The 24,721-nt window shown below is 70.9% G+C and carries 22 protein-coding genes; 7 read left to right on the top strand and 15 right to left on the bottom strand.

The features are described 5' to 3' along the window. Positions 1-60: 60 nt before the first annotated feature. The 5 genes from M1L60_RS14240 to M1L60_RS47815 are packed head-to-tail and all read right to left on the bottom strand — an operon-like array spanning position 61 to position 4,920. Positions 61-1,149, bottom strand: a complete 1,089-nt coding sequence (locus tag M1L60_RS14240) for a DegT/DnrJ/EryC1/StrS family aminotransferase (protein ID WP_253237873.1) — start codon at positions 1,147-1,149, stop codon at positions 61-63. Positions 1,150-1,152: 3 nt separating this feature from the next. Further along, on the bottom strand, positions 1,153-1,779 hold the full coding sequence (locus M1L60_RS14235; RefSeq protein WP_253237872.1) for an acetyltransferase: 627 nt from the start codon (positions 1,777-1,779) through the stop codon (positions 1,153-1,155). Next, positions 1,776-2,885: a DegT/DnrJ/EryC1/StrS family aminotransferase gene (locus tag M1L60_RS14230; protein ID WP_253237871.1), complete on the bottom strand. Its 1,110-nt coding sequence runs from the start codon at positions 2,883-2,885 to the stop codon at positions 1,776-1,778. Before M1L60_RS14230 ends, M1L60_RS14235 begins: the two co-directional genes overlap by 4 nt. 8 nt (positions 2,886-2,893) lie before the next feature. After that, a complete protein-coding gene (locus M1L60_RS14225; RefSeq protein WP_253237870.1) occupies positions 2,894-3,859 on the bottom strand; it encodes an NAD-dependent epimerase/dehydratase family protein in 966 nt (321 codons plus the stop codon). After that, entirely contained in the window at positions 3,856-4,920 is a 1,065-nt protein-coding gene (locus M1L60_RS47815) for a Gfo/Idh/MocA family protein (RefSeq protein WP_253237869.1), read from the bottom strand. Before M1L60_RS47815 ends, M1L60_RS14225 begins: the two co-directional genes overlap by 4 nt. A 272-nt stretch (positions 4,921-5,192) precedes the next feature. On the opposite strand from M1L60_RS47815, the gene M1L60_RS14215 reads away from it, so the two are divergent. Next, positions 5,193-5,795, top strand: a complete 603-nt coding sequence (locus M1L60_RS14215; protein ID WP_253237868.1) for an acyltransferase — start codon at positions 5,193-5,195, stop codon at positions 5,793-5,795. Here M1L60_RS14215 and ku read toward each other — a convergent pair. Further along, complete coding sequence (gene ku, locus M1L60_RS14210) at positions 5,792-6,784, bottom strand: non-homologous end joining protein Ku (protein ID WP_253237867.1); 993 nt, start codon at positions 6,782-6,784, stop codon at positions 5,792-5,794. The two genes, M1L60_RS14215 and ku, sit on opposite strands and share 4 nt — an antisense overlap. Positions 6,785-6,859: 75 nt before the next feature. Between ku and M1L60_RS14205 the strand changes: the two genes are divergently transcribed. After that, positions 6,860-8,656 (top strand): sensor histidine kinase, encoded by a 1,797-nt coding sequence (locus M1L60_RS14205; protein WP_253237866.1) that lies wholly within the window; start codon positions 6,860-6,862, stop codon positions 8,654-8,656. On the opposite strand, the gene M1L60_RS14200 is transcribed toward M1L60_RS14205, so the two are convergent. Then, positions 8,653-10,596, bottom strand: a complete 1,944-nt coding sequence (locus M1L60_RS14200) for a cellulase family glycosylhydrolase (protein ID WP_438862104.1) — start codon at positions 10,594-10,596, stop codon at positions 8,653-8,655. The genes M1L60_RS14205 and M1L60_RS14200 overlap by 4 nt on opposite strands. A 135-nt stretch (positions 10,597-10,731) precedes the next feature. Between M1L60_RS14200 and M1L60_RS14195 the strand changes: the two genes are divergently transcribed. Together M1L60_RS14195 and M1L60_RS14190 are read left to right on the top strand one after the other, a co-directional pair. After that, positions 10,732-11,172: a VOC family protein gene (locus M1L60_RS14195; protein ID WP_253237865.1), complete on the top strand. Its 441-nt coding sequence runs from the start codon at positions 10,732-10,734 to the stop codon at positions 11,170-11,172. Positions 11,173-11,296: 124 nt separating this feature from the next. Beyond that, the gene (locus M1L60_RS14190; protein WP_253237864.1) at positions 11,297-11,785 is read left to right on the top strand and encodes a hypothetical protein; all 489 of its coding nucleotides are present in this window, start codon (positions 11,297-11,299) and stop codon (positions 11,783-11,785) included. Positions 11,786-11,850: 65 nt separating this feature from the next. On the opposite strand, the gene M1L60_RS14185 is transcribed toward M1L60_RS14190, so the two are convergent. From M1L60_RS14185 to M1L60_RS14175, 3 genes are all read right to left on the bottom strand, one after another. After that, the gene (locus M1L60_RS14185) at positions 11,851-12,003 is read right to left on the bottom strand and encodes a hypothetical protein (protein WP_253237863.1); all 153 of its coding nucleotides are present in this window, start codon (positions 12,001-12,003) and stop codon (positions 11,851-11,853) included. A 316-nt stretch (positions 12,004-12,319) separates the two neighbouring features. Continuing rightward, a complete protein-coding gene (locus tag M1L60_RS14180) occupies positions 12,320-14,011 on the bottom strand; it encodes an MDR family MFS transporter (RefSeq protein WP_253237862.1) in 1,692 nt (563 codons plus the stop codon). 75 nt (positions 14,012-14,086) lie between these two features. Next, positions 14,087-14,806 (bottom strand): response regulator transcription factor, encoded by a 720-nt coding sequence (locus tag M1L60_RS14175; protein ID WP_253237861.1) that lies wholly within the window; start codon positions 14,804-14,806, stop codon positions 14,087-14,089. Positions 14,807-14,980: 174 nt separating this feature from the next. On the opposite strand from M1L60_RS14175, the gene M1L60_RS14170 reads away from it, so the two are divergent. After that, complete coding sequence (locus tag M1L60_RS14170) at positions 14,981-15,628, top strand: GntR family transcriptional regulator (RefSeq protein ID WP_253237860.1); 648 nt, start codon at positions 14,981-14,983, stop codon at positions 15,626-15,628. On the opposite strand, the gene M1L60_RS14165 is transcribed toward M1L60_RS14170, so the two are convergent. Then, positions 15,625-16,209 carry a hypothetical protein gene (locus M1L60_RS14165; protein ID WP_253237859.1) on the bottom strand — a complete coding sequence of 195 codons (585 nt, stop codon included), beginning with the start codon at positions 16,207-16,209 and terminating at the stop codon, positions 15,625-15,627. The two genes, M1L60_RS14170 and M1L60_RS14165, sit on opposite strands and share 4 nt — an antisense overlap. Positions 16,210-16,290: 81 nt before the next feature. Between M1L60_RS14165 and pepN the strand changes: the two genes are divergently transcribed. Beyond that, on the top strand, positions 16,291-18,705 hold the full coding sequence (gene pepN / locus M1L60_RS14160; RefSeq protein ID WP_253237858.1) for an aminopeptidase N: 2,415 nt from the start codon (positions 16,291-16,293) through the stop codon (positions 18,703-18,705). Positions 18,706-18,876: 171 nt separating this feature from the next. Further along, positions 18,877-19,740 (top strand): sulfotransferase domain-containing protein, encoded by an 864-nt coding sequence (locus tag M1L60_RS14155; RefSeq protein WP_253237857.1) that lies wholly within the window; start codon positions 18,877-18,879, stop codon positions 19,738-19,740. A 116-nt stretch (positions 19,741-19,856) separates the two neighbouring features. Here M1L60_RS14155 and M1L60_RS14150 read toward each other — a convergent pair whose 3' ends face one another. The 4 genes from M1L60_RS14150 to M1L60_RS14135 all read right to left on the bottom strand — a co-directional run bounded on the left by M1L60_RS14150 (position 19,857) and on the right by M1L60_RS14135 (position 24,697). Next, on the bottom strand, positions 19,857-21,314 hold the full coding sequence (locus M1L60_RS14150) for a nickel/cobalt transporter (protein ID WP_253237856.1): 1,458 nt from the start codon (positions 21,312-21,314) through the stop codon (positions 19,857-19,859). Then, a complete protein-coding gene (locus M1L60_RS14145; protein WP_253237855.1) occupies positions 21,311-22,603 on the bottom strand; it encodes a tetratricopeptide repeat protein in 1,293 nt (430 codons plus the stop codon). The genes M1L60_RS14150 and M1L60_RS14145 overlap by 4 nt, the downstream gene beginning before the upstream one ends. Position 22,604: 1 nt before the next feature. After that, the gene (locus M1L60_RS14140) at positions 22,605-24,230 is read right to left on the bottom strand and encodes a DUF4331 domain-containing protein (RefSeq protein WP_253237854.1); all 1,626 of its coding nucleotides are present in this window, start codon (positions 24,228-24,230) and stop codon (positions 22,605-22,607) included. Between the two features lie 77 nt (positions 24,231-24,307). After that, positions 24,308-24,697, bottom strand: coding sequence for a DoxX family protein (locus tag M1L60_RS14135; RefSeq protein ID WP_253237853.1), 390 nt, complete (start codon positions 24,695-24,697; stop codon positions 24,308-24,310). Positions 24,698-24,721 lie beyond the last annotated feature (24 nt).

Here is a 24,721-nt window from a genome sequence, read left to right as displayed (position 1 = left end):
GAGCGGGGGTCGCGGTCCGGCCGTTCAGGCGATCCGCGATCTACAACAGACATAGCGTTCTCACCTTTGTAGAGCGGCGGCAAGCGCTTCGGTCACCCGGGCCTGCTGGTCCGGCGTGATCTGCGGGTAGATGGGGAGCGAGAGGATCTCGGGGGCGGCCGCCTCGGCGTTCGGGAAGGAGCCGCCGAGGTGGGCGAAGGCGCCCGTCTTGTGGACCGGGAACGGGTAGTGGATGCCGGCGCCGATGCCCTGGGCGTTGAGTTCGGCCAGCACGGCGTCGCGGTGGCCGTCGGGGATGCGTACGCAATAGATGTGCCAGACGTGTTCGTTGCCGTCGTCGGTGGCCGGGCGCACCACGTCGACGTCCGTCAGGAGCTCGTGGTAGCGGGCGGCGGCGGCCCGGCGGCGGGCGTTGCCGTCGGCCAGGCGGGCCAGCTTGGCCCGCAGCACCACCGCCTGCAGGCCGTCGAGGCGGCTGTTGACGCCGATCAGGTCGTGCTGGTACTTCTTCCGGCCGCCGTGGCTGCCGAGCGTGCGGACGGTATCGGCCCATTCCTCGGAGGAAGTGACGACCGCGCCGGCGTCGCCGTAGGCGCCCAGGTTCTTGCCGGGGTAGAAGCTGGTCGCCGCGATGCCCCCGGCGCCCGCCGTCCGTCCGTTGCGGGTGGCGCCCTGGCTCTGGGCGGCGTCCTCGACGATCGGGACGCCGCTCGCGCGCAGCCGCTCCACGTCGGCCATCTGGCCGTACAGGTGGACGGGCGCGATCGCCTGGGTGGCCGGGGTGACCGCGGCCAGCGCGGCCTCGGTGTCGATGAGGTACGTACGAGGGTCGCAGTCGACCAGCACCGGCCGGGCGCCCGTGCGGGCGACCGCCTCGGCCGTGGCGATGAACGTGTTGGCGGGCAGGATCACCTCGCCCCCCGGGCCGACCCCGACAGCACGGAAGGCCAGTTCGAGGGCGTCGGTGCCGTTGGCCACGCCGACGCAGTGCCGCACGCCGCTGAACGCCGCGTACTCCTGCTCGAACGCCGCCACCTCGGCCCCGCCGACGAAGGCGGTGGCCGCGATGACGCGTTTGAATCCGACCTCGACCTCCTCGGCCACCTCCGCGTGGGCGGCAGCCAGGTCGACGAGCGGGATCCGGGACATGTTCTAGCTCCTTGTAAGTTGCCGGGCCGGGTTGCCGGCCCAGACCTCGCTCGCGGGCACGTCGTGCAGCACGACCGCGCCCATGCCGATCAGTGACCAGGCCCCGACCTTCACGCCCTCGCGGACGAGCGCGCCGGCGCCGACGTACGCGCCCTCGTCGAGAAGCACGCCGCCGCCGAGGCGCACCCCGGAGGCGATGGTGCAGTAGTCGGCCACCCGGTCGTCGTGGGTGAGCACGGCCTGCGGCATGACGGCCACGTGCGCCCCGACGCTCACATCGGCCGTGAGGACCGTGCCGGCCAGCAGGACGCTGCCGGGGCCGACCTCGCTGCCCGCGCCGACCGACGCGAGCGGGTGCACCACGGTGGCGTACCGCTCGGTGGGCAGGCCGAGCCGTTCGACGATGCTGCGCCGGGCCGTGAAATTGCGGGGATTGCCCACGCACACCACGACCGCGGCGGCCATGTCCGCGGCCGTAGCGACGCGGCCGAGAATCGGAAGCCCCGAGCGGGTGGTGCCGTGCAGCGACTCGTCGTCGTCGAGGAAGCCGAGCACGTTCCAGTCGGGCCGAGCGGCGGCCGCGGTCTCCCGCGCGAAGCCGCCCGCTCCGACGATGACGAGGTCGTTCACCGGGACAGCCCGCGCAGGACGGAGACGATGTGCTCCTGGTCGTCGGCGGTGAGCTTGTGGTGCAGGGGCAGGATCAGCGAGTTGCGGGTCAGCCGCTCGGTGACCGGCAGCGGGGGCGGGGTGATATCGGCGTACGCGGGCTCGAGGTGCGCGGCCATGATGCCGCGCCGGGCCGAGACGCCCCGGGTGGCCAGTTCGGCCAGCACCTCGTCGCGGGTGGTCTTGAAGCCGTCGAGCAGCACCCAGAACGACTGGTAGTTGGTCTGGCCGTACGCGGGGTCGCGCACCGGCACCAGACCTTCGATGTCGGCCAGTAGTTCGTGATACCGGGTGGCGAGCGAACGGCGCTGCGCGACCAGGCCGGGCAGGCGGCCGAGCTGCACCAAGCCGATCGCGGCCTGGATGTCGGTCATCCGGTAGTTGAACGCCGTCTCCAGGTAGGCCTCGAGCACCGGCTGGGAGCTGGCGTGGCGGTCGGCAGCGGAGACGTTCATCCCGTGTTCGCGCAGCCGCCGCAGACGCCCGGCGAAAAGAGCGTCGTCGACCGTGACCATGCCGCCCTCGCCCGTGGTGAGCAGCTTGCGCGGGTGGAACGACCAGGCGGCGACGGCCGCTCCGGTCCCCGCGGGCTGCCCGTACGCCGTGGACCCGGCCGCGCACGCCGCGTCCTCGACCAGGTGGACACCCCAGCCGTCGGCCGCTTTACGCAGCGCGGCCGTATCGAACGGGACGCCGCCCTGGTGCACGGCGATGACCGCGCGAGTTCTCGGCGTACGTACGGAATCAATGGTTTCGACCGTGATGTTGCCCGTGGCCAGGTCGACATCGGCGAAGACCGGAGTCGCGCCGACATAGCGGACCGCGTTGGCGGTGGCGATGAACGAGAACGACGGGACGACGACCTCGTCGCCCGGCTTGATGCCGAGCAGCACGAGCGCCAGGTGCAGCGCGGTGGTGCAGGAACTGGTGGCCACGCCGTGGGACGCGCCCACGAGCGCCGCGAACTCCTGCTCGAACTGCTTGACCCGCGGGCCCTGCGCCACCCAGCCGGAGCGGACGGCGTCCGCGGCGGCCTGGGCCTCCTCCTCGCCGAGGTGCGGAATCATCACGGGGATCATTTCGAGGACCGCCACCAGTCGACGAGGCCCTCGAGGCCCTCGTGCAGGGTCAGCGAAGCGCGGAAGCCGAGCTGGTCGGCGGCGGCGCTGGTGTCGGCCAGGCGGCGGGTGACGCCGTTGACCGCGCGGGCCGGGCCGAACTCGGGCTCGAGGTCGCTCTTCATCACGTCGCTCAGCGCCTGGGCCAGCTCGCGCAGGCTGGTCTCGGTGCCGCTGGCGATGTTGAACACCTCGTCGGTGACGTCGGCCCGGGCGGCCAGGATGTTGGCCCTTGCGATGTCGGCCACGTGCACGAAGTCCATCGTGGCCAGGCCGTCGCCCAGGATCAGCGGTGGCGTGCCCGACTCGATGCGCTCCATCCAGCGGATCAGCACCTCGGTGTAAAGGCCGTAGATGTCCATCCGAGGCCCGTACACGTTGAAGTAGCGCAGGGCGACGTAGTCGAGGCCCTTCATGGCGTGGAAGCTGCGCAGCGTGGCCTCGTTGAACGCCTTGGCCGCGCCGTAGAACGTGTCGTTGTTGTACGGGTGGTGGCGCTCGGTCGTCGGGAACTGCTCGGCCAGGCCGTAGACCGAGGCCGACGAGGACGCGATCAGCTTCTTGACGCCCGCCTCGGCCGCCGCCTCGACCACGTTGAACGTGCCGTCGACCAGCACCTCGTTGGCCAGCCGGGGCTCCTCGGCGCACTGCGTGATCCGGATGGCGGCCAGGTGGAAGACCAGGTCTTGACCGTCGGTGCTTTCTTTCACCAGGTCGCGGTCACGGATGTCGCCCTCGATCAGCGTCACGTTCCCGTTGTCCAGGGCCCAGGTCAAGTTCGCCCGGCGCCCGCGTACGAAGTTGTCGAGCACGACGATCTCGGCCGCGCCCCCGCGCACCAGCTCGTCGACGACGTGCGAGCCGATCGTGCCCGCCCCGCCCGTGACGAGGGCCCGTGCGCCCTCGATCTGCACGCCCGTCACGCCATACGCCCTTCGTCGAGTTTGATCATCGTGCCGCCCTCGGTCAGGCTGACCGAGGCTGCCCGCAGAATTTCCAGTACGCGCAGACCCGCCCGCCCGTCGGTCAGGGCCGGAGTTCCCGTCGTGATGGCCCGGGCGTACTCGTCCACCATGGTCCGCAGGGCTTCTCGCTCGACCAGGGCGGGCGCCACCATGTCGCCCGAGCGGTACGACACCAGCATGTCGCGGCGCTCGTCGGCGCCCAGCTCGTCGGGCGAGGCCACATCGACCCCACGGTCGTAGACGGCGATGCGCTGGCTCGGGTTCAGGTCGTCCCAGACCAGGGTGCGCTTCGAGCCGCCGACGATCGTCGTGCGGATCTTGACCGGGGACAGCCAGTTGACGTGGATGTGGGCGATGGCGCCGTTGTTCAGTTCCAGCGTCAGATAGGCCACGCAGGCCCGGCCGGCGCCGATGCCGTCGGCCCCGTGCGCGGCCACGGCCACCGGTCGTACGCCCGGGGGAAGAACGAAGTCGAGGATGGACAGGTCGTGCGGCGCGAGGTCCCAGACGACGTCGATGTCCCGTTGCACCAGGCCCAGATTGATCCGCACCGAGTCCAGGAAGTGCAGTTCGCCCAGCTCGCCCGAGTGCAGCAGCTCGCGGATGCGCAGCACGGCCGGGGTGTAGCAGTAGGTGTGGTCGCACATGAGCGTCAGTCCCCGGTTCGTGGCCTCTTCGACCAGTTCGAGACCCTCGGCGTACGTGGCCGCGAGCGGCTTCTCGACCAGGACGTGCTTGCCGGCGCGCAGGGCGGCCAGCGCGACCGGCAGATGCGTGCCGGCCGGGGTGGCGATGGCGACGGCGTGCACCTCGGGGTCGGCCAGCACCTCGTCGAGGTGCGCGGTGACCTGCACGGTCGAGTAGCCGCCGAGGACCCGGCGGGCCCGGTCGACGTCCAGATCGCACAGCCACCGCAGCCGGAACGCCGGCGCGGCCTGGAAGTTGCGGACGAGGTTGGGGCCCCAGTACCCGGCTCCGACGACGGCGACGCCGATCGGGGCGGTTGGTGAAACAGTCACGGATATCCCGTTTCGTTGGGCGTTTCGTGCACGGTGGACGGTGCTTCGACGGAAAGCTATCGATGCGTTGCCGTCCGCCGGAAGAGAAGTGCCGGAAAACCGTCGGAAGCCGGGAGGGCGCGCGGTACCTTCGGCCGACCCGATCGGCCTGACGGCCGGACCGGACGCCGACCATCGGACGGAAGTGAGCCGAACTGTCGATGTTCCGGTGTCGCCGAGACCGGTGCAGTCACTAAGCTGGCCCGTCAATTCCAGTCCGGAAAGGACCGCCGATGAGCAACCGCGAGGGCGTGACCGTGGCCCCGACGGCCGACGTGGACGAACGCGCCGAAATCGGGGCGGGCACCCGGATCTGGCACCTGGCCCAGATCCGCGAGGACGCCACCCTGGGCGAGAACTGCAACGTGGGCCGGGGCGCCTACGTCGGCCCCGGCGTCACCCTCGGCCACAACGTGAAACTGCAGAACCACGCCCTCGTGTACGAACCGGCCCGCCTCGCCGACGGCGTCTTCATCGGCCCGGCCGCAGTCCTGACCAACGACGAGTACCCCCGCGCGGTGACCCCCGACGGCCGCCTGAAGTCCGGCGACGACTGGACCGCCGTCGGCGTCACCATCGGCGAGGGCGCCGCCATCGGCGCCCGAGCCGTCTGCGTCGCCCCGGTCACGGTGGGCCGCTGGGCCCTGGTCGCCGCCGGCGCCGTAGTAACAAAAGACGTCCCCGACTTCGCCCTCGTGGTCGGCGTCCCCGCCCGCCGCATCGGCTGGGTCGGCCGCGCCGGCCGCCCGTTGACCCCCACGGGCGACAACACCTGGCTCTGCCCCGAAACCGGCACCGAATACGTGGAAACCGGCGGCGTTCTGACCGAGCGCTAGGCGGCTTTGCGCTGGGCCTTGCGGACTGCTTTCTCGAGGTCGGGGCGGGCCAGTTTCGAGCGGCCGGGCACGTCGAGGTCGCGGGCCAGCTTGACCAGGTCGGTTTTCGACAGGTCCTTGAGGTCGGCTTTCGCGGTGGCGGGCTTCGCCTTGCGGGCGGGTGCGGGCTTCGCTTTGCCGGCGGCGGCGGCGGCGGTGGTGGTGCGGCGCTTCGAGGCGGCTTCGACGCTGCGGCGCAGGACCTCGAAGAGGTCGGAGGCGGCTGTCGGGTCGGGGGCGGGGTCGGCCGTCTTGATTTCTTTGCCCTTGTGCTTGGCCTTGATCAGTTTGTTGACGCGGTCGGTGTAGGTGTCGCGGAAGTCGGCCGGCTTCCATGGGCCCGACATCGAGTCGATCAGCTGCTGGGCCATGTGCATCTCGGCTGGTTTGGCCGTGTTGCGGCGAGGCAGCTCGTCCAGCTGGTCCTTGGGGTCGCGCACCTCGTCGGCGAAGAACATCGTCTGCAACACCAGCAGCGTGCCGTCGGCGCGGATCGTCGTCAGGTATTCCTTGCCCCGCATGACCAGCGTGCCGATGGCGGCCCGGCCGGTGTCGGCCATCGCGTCGCGCAGCAGGCCGTACACCTTGGCGGTTTCTTCACTTCCAGGGCCGAGCCAGTACGTCTTCTGGTAGTACAACGGGTCGATCTCGGCCAGCTCGACGAACCGGTGGATGTCGAGGCTGCGCGAGCGGCCGGGCGCGACCGAGTCCAGCTCGTCCTGGTCGAGCATCACGTAGTCGCCGCCGCCGACGTCGGCGCCCTTGACGATGTCGTCGAAGTCGACTTCCTTGCCCGTACGCTCATTGACCCGCCGATACCGGATGCGGTCCGCCGTGCCCTTCTCGAACTGGTGGAAGCCCACGTCGTGCTCGTGCGTGGCCGAGTACATCGCCACGGGCACGGACACCAGGCCGAAAGTGATCGCGCCGGTCCAGATGGGTCGAGCCATGGCGGCCTGAATACCCGGCAAAAGCCTGACTGAACCCGGCATGCGGTCCGCATATCCGGCGTAACGTCGGAAAATGTGATCCGGAGTGCCGCCGCCCACAGCCCGTGGTGGACCGGGGTGAACCGTTCTGTGGTGGTGCTGGTGCTGGTGGCGGCGGTCGGGCTGGTCGGCACCGGCCTGGCCGCGCTGGCCCTGAGCCGGATCGAGCAGGACCGGCTCGACCGCGCCCTGACCCAGCGGACGTCGATCATCGCCCAGGCCATCGCGGCCGAGGTCAACCGGTACGTCACCTCGCTGACCGACCTGGCCGCCGCCGTGGGAGCCCAGTCCCAGCTCGAGACGGCCGAATTCACCGCGATCACCGCCGCCGTCGACCGGCAGCGGCTGCCCGGCGCCACCGGGCTGGCCTTCGTCGTGCCGGCCCGGGACTCGGACGTGACGGCCCTGCAGGACCGGTGGCACAAGCTCGGCTCGCCCGATCTCAAGCTGCGTCCGACCGGTTCGGGCATGCACCGGTTCGCCGTGCTCGACAAGTCGCTGGACAACACGGGCAACTCGGCCGGGCTCGACCTCTCACGCTCGGTCGAGGCGGTGGAGGCCATGGACATCGCCGAGCAGGACCGCCGGGTGACCGTCAGCCGCACCTACCGGTTGCTCAAGGACGCCGGCCTGCCGCCGGAACGCCGGCAGTTGTCGTTCGTGTTCGTGGCTCCGGTGTACTCCACCTCCCCCACCGCGCCCGATCTCGGGCGGTTCCGGGGGTGGTTGGTGCTCGGCACCCGGGGTGGCGACTTCCTGCAGGAGGCGGTGGCCGGCGCGGCCGGGGACCTGGTGGCGGTCACACTGCTCGACGGGGCCGCGGGCGACCCCATCCCGATGGCCAGCGCCCGCCCCAACACACGGCTCGACACCTCGGTGGGCGCGCTCGACACCACCGTGCCGGTCGCCCAGCGCAGCTGGAACCTGCGCGTCGAGGCCACCGAACGGCTGCTGGCCGGCACCGACCGCGGCCTCGACCGGATCGCCTGGCTGATCGGGCTCGTGCTCACCGCCCTGCTGGTCGCGCTGACCGGCAGCATCGTCGGCTCGCGGAACCGGGCGTTGCGCCGGGTCGAAGAGGCCACCACGGCCCTGCGCGACGACATCGCCCAGCGCGAGGTGGTCGAGCACCGGCTGCGGCAGCGCGAGACCGAGCTGGTCGGCTTCGCCGGGGTCGTGGCCCATGATCTGCGCAGCCCGCTGGCCCGCATCATGGGGTACGCCGACTTCCTGCACGAGGAGGCGTTCGACCGCCTCGACAGCACCCAGCGCGACTTCCTGGCCCGGCTGCGCAAGGGCGCCGACAACATGCGGGTGCTGATCGACGACCTGCTCGACTACGCCACGGCCGAGAACCGGCCCATGTCCACCGTTCCCGTCGACCTGCACCGCCTGGCCGAGGAGGTGGCCCGCGACCGGGCGGCCGACCGCCCGGCCGCGGTCGAGGTCGGCGAGCTGCCGACGGTCTACGGCGACCCCACGCTGCTGCGGCAGGTGCTGGACAACCTGATCGGCAACGCCATCAAGTACACGCCGGCCGATCGGGAGCCGCGGGTGCGGGTCGGCTCGTTCCCGATCCCGGGTGGCCGCTGGCGCTGCGAGGTCAGCGACAACGGCATCGGCATCCCGGACCGCGACCGCGCGGCCGTGTTCGACGCCTTCACCCGGGTCGGCGGCAGCGAGAACTATCCGGGTACGGGCCTGGGGCTCGCGATCGTGCACCGCATCGTGGAGCGCCACCACGGTGACGTCGGCGTGGACGCCAACCCCACCGGTGGCAGCATCTTCTGGTTCACGGTCCCCGAGCACTCGCGGGTCCCCACGCCCCACTAACTCGAGGTGCAGGTCACCGCCGGGGTGGCGGCCGGGCCCGAGCCGACCAGGCCGAACGCCGTGCTCGCGCCGGCGGCCAGGGCGCCGTTGTGGTCGGCGTTGCGCACGGTCACGGCCGGGGTGGTCAGCACGCCGTTCCACAGGGAGGCGACGGTCGTGCCGCTCGGATACGTCCACGAGACGGTCCACCGGCTGCTGCTGGTGGTGCCCGTGTTCCGTACGGTGACCTCGGCTTGGAAGCCCCCGGTCCACGAGCTGGTCGTCTTGTACGTGGCCGAGCAGCCCTGATCACCACCCGTGTCGCCGTCGGCCGTGGTGGTCACGGTGCGTGCGACCGAGGCGGCCGAGAGGTTACCGGCCGCGTCGCGGGCCCGGACACTGAACGTGTACGCGGTCGACGCGGTCAGACCCGTGACGTTGTACGTCGTTCCCGAGACGGTCGCGACGACCGAGCCGCCCCGCAGCACGTCGTACGCGGTGACCCCGACGTTGTCGGTCGAGGCGGCCCAGGTCAGGGTGGCGCCGGTGGCCGTCACGTTCGTCGCCGCGGGCTGACCGGGCACGCTCGGCGCCGTGGTGTCACCCTCGCCGCCGCCGTCGCTGTAGCGCTGGCCGAGGCTGATGCCGGTCGTGCTGCCCGTACCGCCCAGCGGGATCTGGTGGTCGAGGCTCACGAACTTGCCGCCGTGCTGCCACAGGGCCGGTTTGAGCAGCGCGTACTTCTGCTCGTCCCAGGTCTTCCAGTCGTCCAGCAGCAGGCCGCCGGTGTCGCCCGAGTTGGGGTTGAGCACCCAGAACGTCTGGTGCAGCTTGTTCTCGACGATCAGGTCGCGCAGCGCGGTCATCCACTTGTCCTGCCGCGCGTCCTGGCCCAGGCGGCCGCCCCACTCGCCGATCAGCAGCGGCGCGGTGCCGTTCTCGTGCAGGTAGAACCAGTTGGGCCGCCACACGTCGTTGGTCAGCGAGGCCTTGTCGAACGGCTTGTCGAACCACGGCTGGTTGAACACGAGCGGACCGTAGTCGTGCGGGGAATACACGAGCTGGTCCTGGTTGGCCCCCAGGTTGATCGGATAGTCCCGTACGCCGCGGAGGTTGCCACCCCACCAGTTGTAGTAATAGTTCGGCGAGAGGTCGGGGTTCGTGTTGGGCGAGTTCCAGGTCTTGCCCTCGCGCGGGTAGACCTCGTTGCCCTCGACCAGGATCAGCACGTCCGGGTTGATGGCCAGGATGCGGCGGGCCGCGGTCTCGGCCGTGTTCTTCCAGTTGTCGATGTCGGTCGAGTTGTCCCACTTGGCGCGGGTGGTGTCATTGGGCGTACCGTGCGGTTCGTTCTTGAGGTCGAAGGCGACGACCGTGTCGTTGGTCTTCCAGCGGGTCGCGGCCCATTCCCACGCCTGGTAGTAAAGCTCCGGCGTGACCGTGCCCTTGTACCAGACCGGGTGGATGTGCCCCGAGTTGTCAGCCTCGGCCGAGTGCACGTCGAGAAGAACCTTGATCCCGTACGTCTCACAGAGGTCCAGCCAGAACTCGAAGATCTCGAGGCTGTCGAGACCGGCCAGCTCCGGATTGGCGTACGTGTTGACGTTGGGCGCGGCGGCCTGACCGTTCTTCCACTCCAGCAGCAGCTGGGTCGAGATCGGCACCCGCACGATGTTGATGCCGCGCTGGCTCATCGACCGGGTGATCTCGGTGATGTTGGCTGACCAGAGGCCGTGGAAGACGCGCTCGGACGCGTTGAAGCCGAACCAGTTGACGCCGGTGAGCCAGACCGGGTTGCCGGCGGCGTCGACGATCTGGTTGCCGTTGACGTGCAGCCAGTCGGAGCCGGGGGCGGCTGCGGCTTCTGCCGGCGGATCAGCTGCGGTTGCGGCCGTTGGTGGCAGCGCCAGGATCAGGCCCAGCACCGCGGCCAGGCCTGCTGTTACTCGGGTACGGAACACATGTACTCCCGGGGATCGGAGCGGAGGGACGGTGGGAGCGCTCCCATTTGCAGTATTCAATGCATGGGCCGCCCGGGGCAAGACCAGGGTGCCTCCCTGGGGCGAGGCCAGGGGTTCGCGGGCCAGCCTGGGGACATGACAATCAACTACCGCTTCGAGGTCACCGTCCTGCCCGTGTCGGACGTCGAGCGGGCCAAGGCCTTCTACGAGACGCTGGGCTGGCGCCTGGACGCCGACTTCCCGATCAACGACAACCTGCGGATCGTGCAGCTCACCCCACCCGGCTCGAAGGCGTCGATCCAGTTCGGCGTCGGTTTGACCGCCGCCCCCGCCGGCTCCTCGCAGGACCTGCTGCTGGTCGTCGACGACGTCGAGGAGGCCCGCCAGGACCTGCTGGCCCGCGGTGTCAAGGTCAGCGAGACGTGGCACGGCCTGCGCGGCCTCGACACGAGCACCCGGCAGCCCGGACCCGACCCGCAGGGCCGCTCGTACGGCAGCTACGCCTCGTTCACCGACCCGGACGGCAACGGCTGGCTGCTGCAACAGGTCACCGAACGCCTGCCCAATCGAGACTGATCGACAAGTCTCGCTGGAAGAGTTAGGGTGCAGGGTCGGTGGGAGCGCTCCCATCGACCCGACGTCCCCCGTCGTCCCGACCTCGTCGCCCGTCGTTCCGACCTCGTCCCCGGAGGCACCCGCCATGCGCTACTCCCCCGCCGCCCCGCTGCGCCGCACGCTCCGCACCGCCGCCGTCCTCGGGCTGGTGTCGGCCGCCGCGGCCTGCGGAACCGCCATGTCCCCCGGTGGCGCCCCCGTGGCCTCGGGCGCCCCGGCCCCGGTCGCGACCGCGCCGGCCGCGCTCCGCACCACCTGCGAGGCGGTCGGGCAGGCGTACCAGAAGAACATGGCGCCGTTCGCCGAGGCCCTGACCAAGTACGTGGCCGACCGCAAGACGATCGCCACCGCTCAGCAGTCCTTGGCGTCGTTCGCCACCGCGGTCCAGGAAGCCACCGCCGCGAGCGAAGACGCCGACCTGAAGTCGGCGGGCAAGAAGGCGGCCACCCAGATGCACGCCAAGTCGACCGACGCCAAGTTCTTCGAAGCCATCAAGACCCCGAAGGACGTCGAGAAGACCCTCGGCACCACGCTGACCGGCTGGCTCTCCCCCGTCTCGAGCCGCTGCTCATAGCGCCGGTACCGCCCATCCACAGCCCCCTCCCGCCTCGGGGCTTGGTGGGTGACCTTACGACTGTGTCAACGAACGGGTGCCGAGTTATCCACAAGAGCGAGCATGCCAATTCGCGCTCGAGCACGCCCGCGCCGGTTGACGGGTCTGGCGGCATCCAAATCCGAGAACTTCAGGCCGGCGGATGTGGTGACTTTCGCGTCGGGCGTGGTGATCGACATCGGCTACTCCGTCGGCAGCGCCCACGTCCCACCGGCTCGGTGCCGCTAGGACGGCCCGACGCCGGCCACCCACGTCAGGCCGCGCCCACATCCCACCGCCTCGCCGCCGCTAGGACGGCCTGGCTCCGGCCGCCCGTCGCGCGTCAAGGGCCCGGAGGGTCTCCGACCGGCGATCATTCCTCCGACAAACGCGTGGGGAGCGGTACACCGGCCGGCCGGCGCGGGAATCCTGGAATACAGCAACGGCTGTCCTTCGACGGGCAGGACCGGGACAACCGCGATGCACGGTCGTCCCGGCGGCCGCCCGCGAGGTGCCCTACCGAGGCGGAGCGGCGGTGTCGGCCTCCGCGGCCGTCGAGCCCAGGGCGGCTTCCTCTTCCACGGCCTCCAGGCCCGCTTTGGTGCGCAGGGGCAGCTCCGGGAGGAAGAGGAAGATCAGGAGGCCCAGGGCCATCACGGCGGCGGCGATCAGGAAGATCATGTCCATGGAGTCGGAGAAGCCGGCCTTGAAGGGGTAGGCCAGCACCGGGTTGACGTGGTTCAGGAACGACGTGTCGTTCAGGGCGCCCGAGTTCATCTCGCCCCCGCCCCGCAGAGCGTCGATCACCGGCTGGTTGGCGGGATCAGCCGCCACCGCTGGGTTCGACACGGCCTGTTCGAAGGCCGGCCCCGCCGTACGGAAGCGGTCGGTGATGTTGGTGCCGACCGTGGAGAAGAGCAGGGAGAGAAAGACCGCCGTGCCCGCCGTGGCGCCCATCTGGCGGAAGAACGTGGCCGACGACGTGGCCACACCGATCTCGCGCGGGGACATCGCGTTCTGCACGGCCAGCGTGATCGGCTGCAGGATCAGGCCGAGGCCCAGTCCTAGTACGGCCATGTAGATGCCCGTCTGCCAGAACGGGGTGCTCACGCCGATCAGGTGGATCAGATAGAGCCCGACCGCCGCCAGCGCCGCGCCCAGCACGGGGAAGATCTTGTAGCGGCCGGTTCGGCTGATGAGCTGGCCGGCGACGATCGAGCCGATCATCAGGCCCGCCGTCAGCGGCAGCAGTTGCAGGCCGGATTCGGTGGGGGTCGCGCCCCGGACGATCTGGAGGTAGAGCGGCAGCAGGGCCAGCCCGCCGAACATGCCGAGGCCGACGATGAAGCCGCCCACCGCGGTCAGGCTGAACGTGCGGTTGTGGAAGAACCTCAGCGGGATCAGCGCGTCCTCGCCCATGCGCTTCTCGGCCCACACGAAGAGCCCGATTCCCAGTACGCCGATCCCGAACGCGACGAGTGCGCGCGGTGAGCCCCAGCCCCAGGCGCGTCCCTGCTCGGCCACCGTGAGCAGCGGGACCAGGCCGACGCAGAGCCAGATCGCGCCCCACCAGTCGATGCGGTGGTCGCGGCGCACCTGGTCGATGCGCAGGACCTTCGCCACCACGACCAGGGCGAGGATGCCGATGGGCACGTTGACCAGGAACACCCAGCGCCAGCCGGTGATGCCGAGGATGTTCTCGGCGCCGGCGAAGAAGCCGCCGATGACCGGGCCGATCACGCTCGAGGTGCCGAACACGGCCAGGAAGTAACCCTGGTAGCGGGCCCGTTCGCGGGGCGGCACGATGTCGCCGATGATGGCCAGGGCCAGCGAGAACAGGCCGCCCGCGCCGAGGCCCTGGAAGGCGCGGAAGCCGGCCAGCTGGTACATCGACGTCGCGAACGAGCTGGCCGCCGAGCCGGCCACGAAGATGGCGATCGCGGCCAGGAAGAACCTCTTGCGGCCGTAGATGTCGGAGAGCTTGCCGTACAGCGGGGTCGAGATCGTGGCCGTGATCAGGTAGGCCGTGGTGACCCAGGCCTGCGCGCTGAGGCCGTGCAGGTCGTCGCCGATGGTGCGGATGGCCGAGGCGACGATGGTCTGGTCGAGGGAGGCCAGGAACAGGCCGAGCAGCAGGCCACCGAGGACCTGCAGCACCTGGCGGTGGGTGAGCCCGGGCGGGGCGGTGGGTGCGGTGGCTGCGCTCATGTCCCGCCAACTACCCACCGCGTCGGCCCGGCGACGGAAGAGGGACGACCGTCACGTGCGACGGCCGTCACGAGCTCACGCCGGGACGGGTTCGGCCGGCAGGACGCGCACCAGCCCGGAGCGGTAGGCCACCACGACGGCCCGCGTGCGGTCGCGGCACTCCAGCTTCATGAGGATCCGGCCGATGTGGGTGCGGACGGTGCCGTCGCTGAGCCAGAGCCGTTCGGCGATCTCGGCGTTGCCCAGTCCGTGGGCCAGCAGCACGAGCACCTCCCGCTCGCGCACGGTCAGGCGGCGGATCAGGGAGGTGTCGGCCGTCCGGCTCACCGGTTCGAGCAACAGATCCCGTACGACGACGTCGTCGAGCCACACCCCGGCCGTGGCCACGGCCCGGACCGCCCCGAGCAGCACCTCGGGCGGGCGCGACAGCAGCAGGAAACCGGCGGCTCCGGCCCGCACGGCGGCCCACGCGAGCTGCGGGGTGTAGCCGGCGGCGAGCGCGAGCACCCGGACCGGCCAGCCGCCCGTCCCGAGCCGGCCGATGAGCTCGATCGCGGTGCCGTCGGCGCCCGGGACCTCCAGCAGCACCACGTCCAGGACGAGCGCTTCGGCGGCCGCCCGGACCACTTCCGGGCCGCTGCCGGTCGCGGCCAGCACGTCGATGTCGGGGCAGGACGCCAGGAACGCGACGAGACCGGTCCGGGTCAGGGGGTGGTCGCAGGCGACGACCACGCGCAGGATCGTGGGCCCACGGGGTGCCAGCAGGGCCGTCGATAAGTTGTCGGAGTTGGTCATGGGAGCCTCCGAGGGTGCGATTCCCCGTTGTGGCTGTGCCAGAAATGCTATGTGGAACGACCGCGGCCCCGCACGCTCTTTTAACGGAGCCCGCTCGGTGTATTGACATTCACGTTTTCCGGATTGCGCCGATCTGCACCGCCACCCGCGTTGATCTTGATACGGTCCCTCCTCATGGGAGCGGTGGAGGAGGTGGCCGCCGAGCTGCGCGGGCGCATCATGGCGGGCGAGCTGCGGCCCGGCACCCGCGTCCGCCTGGAGGAGGTGGCCGGCCGGCTCGGGATCAGCGTGACCCCCGTACGGGAAGCGCTCTTGATCCTTCGCGGCGAGGACATGGTGGAGCTGGAACCGAACCGGGGCTACGTCGTGGCGCCGTTGTCGCGTCAGGACGTGTGTGACCTGTTCCAGATCCAGGCCGGCATCGCCGGGGAGCTGGCGGCCCGGGTCGCCGCCCGGATCACGCCGGCCGCCCTGGACGAGCTCGTGAGCGCCGACCGCGCCCTGGGCCGGGCCCGCCGCCCGGCCGAGATCGAACAGCGCGAGCACGAGTTCCACCGCCTGGTCAACGGGCAGGCCGACTCACGCAAGCTGACCTGGTTCCTGCACCCGGCGACCCGCAGCGCCCCGGCGCCGGCCGACCCGCCCGACCGCGACGGCCTGCGCCGGGCCCACAAGGAGCTGCTGGCCGCCTTCGCCGCCCGCGACACCGAGGCCGCTCGCGCCCTGACCATCCGGCACCTCACCGCGGACGCCGACCGCCAGGTCCGCAACCTCGACGAACGTGGCGTGTGGACCGGCGAACGGCGACGGCGGCCCGGTTAGGGGGCGAACAGGCCGGGCAGGCCGTCGCGGGTCGAGCGCTTCGCCTCGAGCAGCTCGTTCGCGGCCACCCGCTCCTCCTCGGTCAGCACCTCGGCCGCCACCCCGGCCACGTACGCCTGCTGGCGGACCCGCACGGCCTCGGCCGCCGCGTGCTCGTAGCGCTGCCGGGCCGTTCGCACCACCTCTTCCGGGGCGCCGGTGCGGGTCTCGCCCGGGACGTGCCGCCAGATCGCGTCGAGCTGGGCCGCGGAGAGATCGCCCCGGCCGTACGCGTCGAGAGCGGCCCGCTCGACCAGGTGGCGGGGCTCGTCCGGGCCGGGACCGAACTGCGCCTCGCGGTAGCGGTACTCGGCCCGGTCGCGGGTCTGCTCGGCCGAGTCGACCAGCAGCTGAGCCTCGTCCGCCTCGTGCCGGGCCCGCTCGGCCGCCGCGCCGACCGCCTCGGCCTGTTCGGTGAGGTCCTCGATCGGTTCGATCACCACCGGCGGCAGGTCGTCGGCCCGCTCGTGCTGGCGATGGGCGTACACCCCCAAGGCCGCCAGGCCGCCGAGCGAGAACAGGACGAGTACTGCCACCACCATGCGGGCGCCTTCCGTAGATCAACGTCGCTGTCCGGTTTAACCCACGCGCGAATCCGTAAACGAAGTCCTACGATCGTCGGCATGAGCAGTCTGACCCAGGTCGAGGCCGAGCAAAGAGCCGCGCTGATCGATGTGCAGCGCTACGACATCTCGATCGACTTCACCGACCTGCCGACCGGCTCCAGCGTGGTCTGCGTGTCGACCATGACGTTCACCTGTCGCGAGCCCGGGGCGTCCACGTTCGCCGACTGCATGGCCGCGGTCGTGTCGGCCACGCTCAACGGTGAGCCGCTGGCGCCCCCGGTCGACGGCCGCATCGAGCTCCCGTCCCTGGCCGCCGAGAACGTGCTGCGGGTCGAGTCCGTGCAGGCCGACTCCACCGAGGGCCCCGGCGTGCACAAGTCGGTCGACCCGTCCGACGGCGAGGTCTACGTCTGGACGACGTTCGCGCCCGACGAGGGCCGCTATCTGTTCGCCTGCTTCGACCAGCCCGACTTCAAGGTGCCGCACGCGTTCACGGTCACCGCGCCCGCCGCCTGGACCGTGACCAGCAACTCCGGCGATCCGGTGGTCGAGACCCTCGATGGCGTACGCCGGTGGGTCTTCCCCGACACGCCGGCCCTCGCGACGTACAACACCGTGGTCAACGCGGGCCCGCTGCATGAGGTGCGGCGCGAGGCCGGCGGCTACGACCTCGGGCTGTTCTGCCGCCGGTCGCTGGCCCCGATGCTCGACCGCGACGCCGACGAGCTGTTCACGGTCACCGAGCAGGGGCTGGCCTTCTTCGGCGAGGTCTTCGGGCTGCCGTTCCCGCAGCGCAAGTACGACCAGGTGTTCATGCCCGACTTCGGCGGCGCGATGGAGAACTGGGGCTGCGTCACCTGGGAAGACTCGTTCCTCCAGCGATCCACGCCGACCCCGGCCGAGCAAGAGATGTTCGCCGTCGTCCTGCTGCACGAGATGTCGCACATGTGGTTCGGCAACCTCGTGACGATGCGCTGGTGGGACGACCTGTGGCTCAACGAGGCGTTCGCCGAGTTCGCCTGCTACTGGGCGGCCGTGCGGGCCACCCGCTACACCGACGCCTGGGTCGGGCTGCTGGCCGCCGACAAGCTCACGGCCTACCTGGCCGACCAGGGGCCGGTGTCGCACCCGATCCGCCAGCCCGTGCCCGACGTCGCCGAGGCCGCGTCCATCTTCGACGCGATCACGTATCCCAAGGGCGCCGCGGTTCTGCACCAATTGATGACGTACGTCGGTGAAGAGAACTTCGTGGCCGGCATGAAGCGGTATTTCGCCCGCCACGCCTGGGGCAGCACCACCCTGCAGGACCTGATCGACGCGCTGGCCGAGACGTCCGGGCGCGACCTCGACGCCTGGCGGGCCGGTTGGCTCGAGACGGCCGGGGTCGACCGTCTGGTGCTGGCCGACGGGGTGCTGCGCGGCACCGGGCCGGCCGGGCCGCCGCGGCCGCAGGTGCTAGGGATCGGGGCGTACGCGAAGGGGTCTCAGGGTCTGACTCGCGAGGCGCTCGAGCTGGTCGAGGTGCAGGGGCCCGAGACGCCGGTGACGCTGCCCGCCGGGGCCGACCTCTACCTGGTCAACGACGACGACCTGACTTTCGCCACCACCCGCCCGTCGGCCGCCCACCGCGAGACGCTGATCAACGACGCCGGGCTGCTGCCGTCGCCGGTGTCGCGCGGCGTCGCGGTGGCCACGGTGTGGGACATGCTGACCAACGGCGAGGCGAGCCCGGCCGAGGCGGTGCGCTGCCTGACCTCCGTCCTGGCCGTCGAGACCTCGGACACGGTGATCGAGCCCTATCTGCGCCGGGCCGGCGACGCGGCCGAGTTGTGGGCCGGTGACGCCGACCGGGCCGAGCTGATGGCGCTGGTCTTCGCGACGTGTGCCCGGCTCGCCGAGCAGCCCGGGCGGCGGCAGGTGGCGTTGCGGGGCATGGCCCGTACGGCGGCCGACCTGGACGCGCTGGCCGCGCTGCGCTCGGCCGCGGGCGACGACCACGATCTCGCCTGGCGGTGCCTCGTGCGCGCGGCCGAACTGGGTGGCGACACCGACGACGAGGTGCGTGAGCTGCTGGAACACGATCCCGACCCGGATGCCGAGTTCCGCGCGCTCGAGGTGCGGGCGGCCAAGCCGGACGCCGGCGAGAAGGCCGCGGTCTGGCAGACGCTGGCCGTCGAGCGGGCCGTGGGCGTGGGGTCGATGGGCGCGGTGGCCCGGGCGTTCTGGCGGCCGGGGCAGGATCAGATCCTGGCCCCGTACGGCGAGAAGTATCTGAGCCTGCTGCCGAGCTTCGACAAGGGCGGCATGATCCCGGCCATGGTGTTCTCGAGCCGGCTGCTGCCCCGCTTCGGCACCGGCGAGGACTTCCCGTCGCGGGCCGAGAAGGCCGCGGCCGAGGCCGTGCCGGTGGTGCGGCAGACCGTGCTCGAGTACACCGACGAGCTGCGCCGCATGCTACGAGCTCGCGCCTGACTCCGGGGCCTGGGCGGCCTCGATACACAGGAGACTCCCAGGCCCCGATCTCACCAACTTGATCGAATTTGTTGTAAAGTCCGGGCACACGTAAGCGCGCAAGATCATAATCTTGCGCGCTTATTTTGATAGGCGTCGCCTTTACGTACGCAAAGGACCCAGGCTCGGACGATGTTCAACAGCGCTGTCATGTACGCCAAGCAGAACGCACCCGAACCGGTGCGGGTGCTGGCGCGACGCACGATGCTCGAGGCGTACAACGCCCGGCTGCGGCTCACCGTGCCCGTCGCCACGCGCACTGAGGTGCAAAATGTCTACCATTGCGCCATCCGCAAGACGGCGAGCCAGTGGATCAAGGCGGTCTTCAGCGACCCGGTCGTCTACCGGCACAGCGGCCTGCTGACGTACGACCCCCGCTTCTACGGCTGGAAGCACCCCCAGGTCGTGCCGCGCGGACGGATCGGCCTGTCGATGTTCATCCCGCGGGCCCGGTTCGACAAAATGGCGAAACCCGAGAAATACCGCGCCTTCTTCGTGATGCGCGACCCCCGCGACATGGTGGTGTCCAGCTACTTCTCCACCCGCAACTCCCACGGCCCCATGGGTGACGTGCTCGAACAGCGCAAGGTCCTGATGGACAAGCCCCGCAAAGAGGGCATGCTGTGGCTGATCGACGACCTGGCCAAGAAGGGCCGCTTCAACGTGCTGCGCTCGTGGATCGACGCGCCGCCGACGCCCGAGGTGCGGCTGGTCCGCTACGAAGACCTGACCGGCGAGAACCAGGCGGCCGAGATGGAACAGCTGCTGGAACACTGCGGCATCCACCTGCCCCCGGCCGAACTGGCGCAGACGCTGGAAAAATACAGCTTCGCCAAGATGAACGACCGCCAGGGCACAGCCAAGGTCTCCCACTACCGCAAGGGCCAGGCCGGCGACTGGCAGAACCACTTCGACGACGACATCTACGAAGCCTTCACCAAGGCCACCGGCAACCTGGTCGAACGGTCGGGCTACCCCACCTACCAAGACAAGTAGCCCACCCGGCCCATCCGCCGCGTTCATCACGAACCGCGCCCACAACCGCTCGTTCTCGTGCGCGGTCCGTGGTCCGGGCGGCCATCGCGACGCTGCGCTGTTGCCGGTCCGGCGCCTCAGGCCACGCCGGCCAGCGCGCGGCCGGCCAGCCCCACGCCGACGACGATGATCAGGGCTGCCGTGGCCGGGGGCGAGACGGCTCGCCAGCGGGCGGCGAAACGCCATCGGCCCTCGATGCGGTGGCGCAGCCGCACGAGCAGCAGGCCTGCCGCCGTGAGCGTCGCGGCCATACCCAAGCCGTAGGCCAGGACGAGCAGCACCCCGAACACCGTGCGACCGAGCGCCGCCGCCCCCAGCAGCACGATCAGCGCCGACGGACTGGGGACGAGCCCACCGGCAACACCCAGCCCCGCGAGCCCCCACCGACCGGGCCCGTGATGGTGCCCATGCGCAAGATCGTGCGCATGGCCGTGGGCGTGATCATGACCGTCGGAGTGATCGTGCGGCGTGTGGTCGTGGGCGGAGGTGTGATCGTGGGCGTGGGTGGGCTCCTCGCCGGTCGGCTTCTCGTGGGTGCGGGGGCGGCGGCGCAGGGCTGAGATGAGGGCGCCGGTGCCGACGGCGGCGACCAGAAGGCCGCTGGTCAGGTCCAGCCAGCTCAGCACGGACTCGCCGGCGACTCCGGTCACCGCGGTCAGGAACAGGCCCAGGGCGATCACTCCGGCGGTGTGGGTGAAGGTCACCGTGGCGCCGACCAGGACTGCGTCCCGGGGGCGGCCGTGGCTTCCGGCCAGGTAGGCGGCCATCACTGTCTTGCCGTGGCCGGGGAGGGCGGCGTGGGCGGCGCCCAGCAGCAGGGACAGCAGCACCGCCAGCACACCGACCAGCGGGGTCAAACGGGCGCCGCCGACCAGGTTGTCGAGCCTCTGTTCGAAGCCCGCCAGCACGCCGGACGGACGATCGATCGCCGGCCCGGCCCCTGCGGCCGAACCCGGGCCGGGTGCGGGGGCGGGGTCCGTGGTGGGGGCGGCGGTGAAGGTTGCGGAGCGCATGTCGGCGGGGGACGTCAGCGGGTCCGAGGGGTAGGAGCGCAAGGCGTTCGTCGGGCTCGCGGACGGGAGCGGGGAACCCTCCAGGCGTACGCCGGAAGCGGTGGCCACCAGCTCGCGCCAGCCGATGCGGTCGTCGCGGAAGCGGTAGGTCACGTCGACGCGTGTCGGCTCGTTCACCGTCGCCGGGGCGGAGAGGCGGCATTCGAGGCGGCTGGTCTTCAGGCCGCCCGCCCCGGCCGCGTACGTCAGGGCGGCGTCGCGGATCGACCAGCGCAGGCTCTGGCCGCCGGCCGTCACGGTCAGGGCCGCCGCGGCCTCGTCGCAGGAGGCCGGGGCGTCCTGCAGCGTAGGTAGTTCGGCCAGGTCGACCACGGCCAGGGCGTCGATGCGGTCGGGGTGGACGGTCAGGGTGGCCGAGCGGTTGACCGAGAAGTTGCCCAGGGGGTGGGCTGCGGCCGGGCCCGCGGGTAGGGCGGCGAAACCGGCGGCGGCGAGCGCGGTCACGACGAGCAGGCGTCTCACGGCTGGGCCTCCAGTTCGGTCAGGGCTCCGGCCGCGGTCGGGCCGTCGGTCGGTGAGAAGTACGGGTTGAGGTCGCGGGTTCGGGTCAGCAGGGTGCGCGCCGCGGGCCGGTCGCCCAGGGCCAGCGCGATCTGGGCCTGGTGGAACGTGTAGGCGGCGTTGTTGGGGCTCAAGGCCACCGCTTTCCGGGCGTACGGCAGGGCTTCGTCGTCGCGGCCGGCCCGGTGCAGGGATCGGGCCAGGACGTCGGCCACCTCGGCGAACGGGCGGCGCTTCCACTCGGACTGGGCGGCGATCACGGCTTTCGACGTGTCGCCGCGGGCCAGGGCGAGCTGGGCGGCGGTCAGGTCGTCGCGGCCGCCGTTGGCTTCGAAGATTTTGTGGGCGGCCTCGGCCAGGGTGAGTTGGGGGTCGGCGCTGCGGCCCGCGAGGCGCAGGTACTCGGCGTACTCGAGAAGGGTGTCGGGGGTGGGGGTGCGCGCGGCGACCGTGGCGGCGTCGGCGATCGCGGCCTCGAGGTGGCCGGTGGTGGCCGCGATCCGGGCCCGGCCGCGCAGCAGTGGCTGGTAGGACGGGTCAGCGGCCAGGCCGGCGGTGTATTCGGCGGTCGCCGCGGTGAGGTCGCCGCGGAACCAGGCCAGGTCACCCAGCTGGTGGTGGCAGAACGCGCGGTCGGCCGGGTCGGTCGCGGCGGCCACGGCGCGGCGCATCAGGTCGTCGGCCTCGGTGAGGCGGCCGCGCTGTTCCAGGTCGTACGAACCCCGGGCGTACGCGGCCAGGCCGGGCCTCAGGTCGAACATGTGCTGCACGGCGTCGGTCGCCGCCTGCGGGTGGCCGAGCTGGGTCTCGGCGTCGGCGAGCACACCGTAGGCGTACGCGTCGAAGGGGTTGGTCTTGAGCGCCCGCTGCGCGGAGGTCCTGGCCGCGCCGAAGTCGTGGCGGGCGTTGGCCAGGGCGCCGAGGCCGGTGTGGGCGTCGGGATTGTCGCGGACGGCGAGCGAGCGGCGCAGCGCCGTCTCGGCCAGCGGGTAGCGGCTGGGGTCGGCGGTGACGCGGGCCTGCTCGACGTAGGCCAGGCCGAGCTCGGCCCAGGTGCGGTAGTCGCCGGGCAGCGTACGCAGGCGTTGCTGGGCCCGTTCGATGGTCTGGGCCCGCTGGTCGACGCGGGTCACCATCGTGGCCCGTGGTCCGGGCTGCGCCTGCTCGCGCAGCCCGAACACAGCGCCGACAGTGAACAGGGCGAGCGCGGCGACCGAGACGGTCAGGGCGGCCCTTGCCGGACGGTTCATGTCAGAACCGGATCGTCGGATCGTTGCTGGACGTGATCGGGGCCGTTCGGCGGCGACGTTTCATCAACCACCAGACGGTGAGCATGACGAGCAACGCGCCCACGCCGCCGACTCCGAAGATGAGCGCGGAGCCGTTGGGCAGCATGCTGTTCGCGGAAGCCGGCTGCAGATCCGGTGTCTCCGTGCGGTCGGCTACCGCGGGTGCAGTGGCGGAAGCCTTGTCGCGGCCCGAGTTCACGGCCCCCTGGTTGGGCAGGGCAACGTACGGGAAGGTTTCGCTGAAGGCGTTGTCGTTGGCATCCACGTTGTCGCCCGCGGCGAGCGCGTCGACCAGCTTGCCGCTCTGGGCCGCGCCCTCGACGGCCTGCACGGCGATGTCCAGCGCGTCGTCGGTCAGCCGGCGGCCGTTCGGGAAGCCCTGCAGGTCACCGGCAAGCACGCCGAGCCGCTGGGGATCCGCGGTCACCGGCACGGTCAGGTTCAGCCGCAGCATCTCCGACGGGCGGAACCGGTTCGGGTCGACGTCCTTGTTGTTGAGCTGCGAGTTCAGGTCGGCCTTGATCGGCCCGCCGGCCTTGGTCGTGATGCCGGTCAGGAAGATCTCGACCAGGTCGTTGCGGGGCGGGGCCGGCGCTTTGACGTTGTAGATCTTCTCGATCAGCTTCGGCAGCTCCGGATCGGTGACCCTCTTGACCACGGCCGGGATCCCGGCGTCCTGGTCGGGCGAGATCGAGTTGAACGCGTCCTTCAGCCCGGCCGGCACCACGACCTCGTTGACCAGCGGGTTGCCGAGCCGAGAGACCTGCACCCGGTCGCCCCGGCCGGGTCCGTCGGAGACCCGAGAGCGGCTGCGCTCGGTCGTGCTCCAGATGCCGATGTTCGGGTTGCGTCCGGCGTCGCCCCCGAGGGCCACGTCCTTGAACGGGACCTGGATGGCGATGCTGTTCACGTTGTAGCCGGCCAGGGTGTCCTGGCCCGTCTCGCTCAGATCCCCGCCGTACAGCAGGTCGAAGACCCGCAGATCGAGGAAGAACGGGTCGTCGGCCTGACCGGCGAACAGCTTCCAGCCGCCGTCGAGCTGGATCGTGGACTGGTCGCGCAGCTTCTGGTAGTCCGGCATCGAGGCCGCGCCGATCCGGGACGGCGCCACCGGGGCGTCCTGGACCCGGGTCTTGAACGGCTGGCCGTCGAACGACGACTCGAGCGTGTAGGTCTGCTTGAACAGCAGGTTCTCGTCGTCGAGCGAGGTGACCGGGCCGTTGTTGTAGAGGAACGTGTTGTTGCCGCGCTGGTCGACGTTCTTGAACGTCCAGCGGAACACGGCGTCGGGCTTGGCGTCGCCGTCGCTGTCCACATTGATGCGGTACGCGGCGTCGGTGGCGAACGGGTAGAAGTTCGGCCCGCCGTCCGGCTCCTCGAACGGGATCCAGTTGGCGATCATCGTGACGTAGCCGGGCCGTTCGGGACTGACGAACGCGTACACGTCGGTGTTGTCCGCGGCCGGATCACTGGCGATGAGCGGCGCCTCCCGGTGGCTCGAGGCCACCGACGACGCGGGCCCGAGCCCGGCGAGCGCCACCGCGATCACCGCGGCACCGGCCGCCGCCACTACAGGTTTGCGGAACATTTGGGTCCTCCCCCTTTGTCGGGAGGACTTCGCGCTCGCTCAGCCCGCGGTTGGGTCCACGCTCAGGGTTGGCATATTCAGCCCCTACGCGTGGCCGACAGGGCCCAGGCGACCAGAACCGGCTGGCCGAGCAGGCGTACTGCGCGTTTGGTGTCCGTGTCGAGGCCGAAGCCGTCCTTGCGCTCGACGAATTGGGCGATGTTGCCCGGAAAGACGCCCACGAAGAAAGCAGCAGCAGCCTTGCCCAGCAGAGAACGGGCCGGCTGCCGCCAGGTGGCCAGCAGGGCCGCGCCCAGCGCCAGTTCGGCGAAACCGGAGACGACCACGACCTTGTCGGGGTCGGCCGGGAACCAGGACGGGACCTGGGCCTGGAATTCCTGGCGCTGGGTGGTCAGGTGGCCGGCCCCCGCGGTGAGAAGCACACCGCCGAGGGCCGCCTGCCCGAGTGCTCTGAACAATCGGCTCATGCCGGGCACGTTCCCCGGATGGAC

Origin of the sequence: Paractinoplanes aksuensis, assembly GCF_024137025.1 — a bacterium.
Lineage (GTDB): Bacteria > Actinomycetota > Actinomycetes > Mycobacteriales > Micromonosporaceae > Actinoplanes > Actinoplanes aksuensis.
Note: the sequence above shows the minus strand (reverse complement) of the source record. Positions and strands in the feature narration are given on the sequence as shown.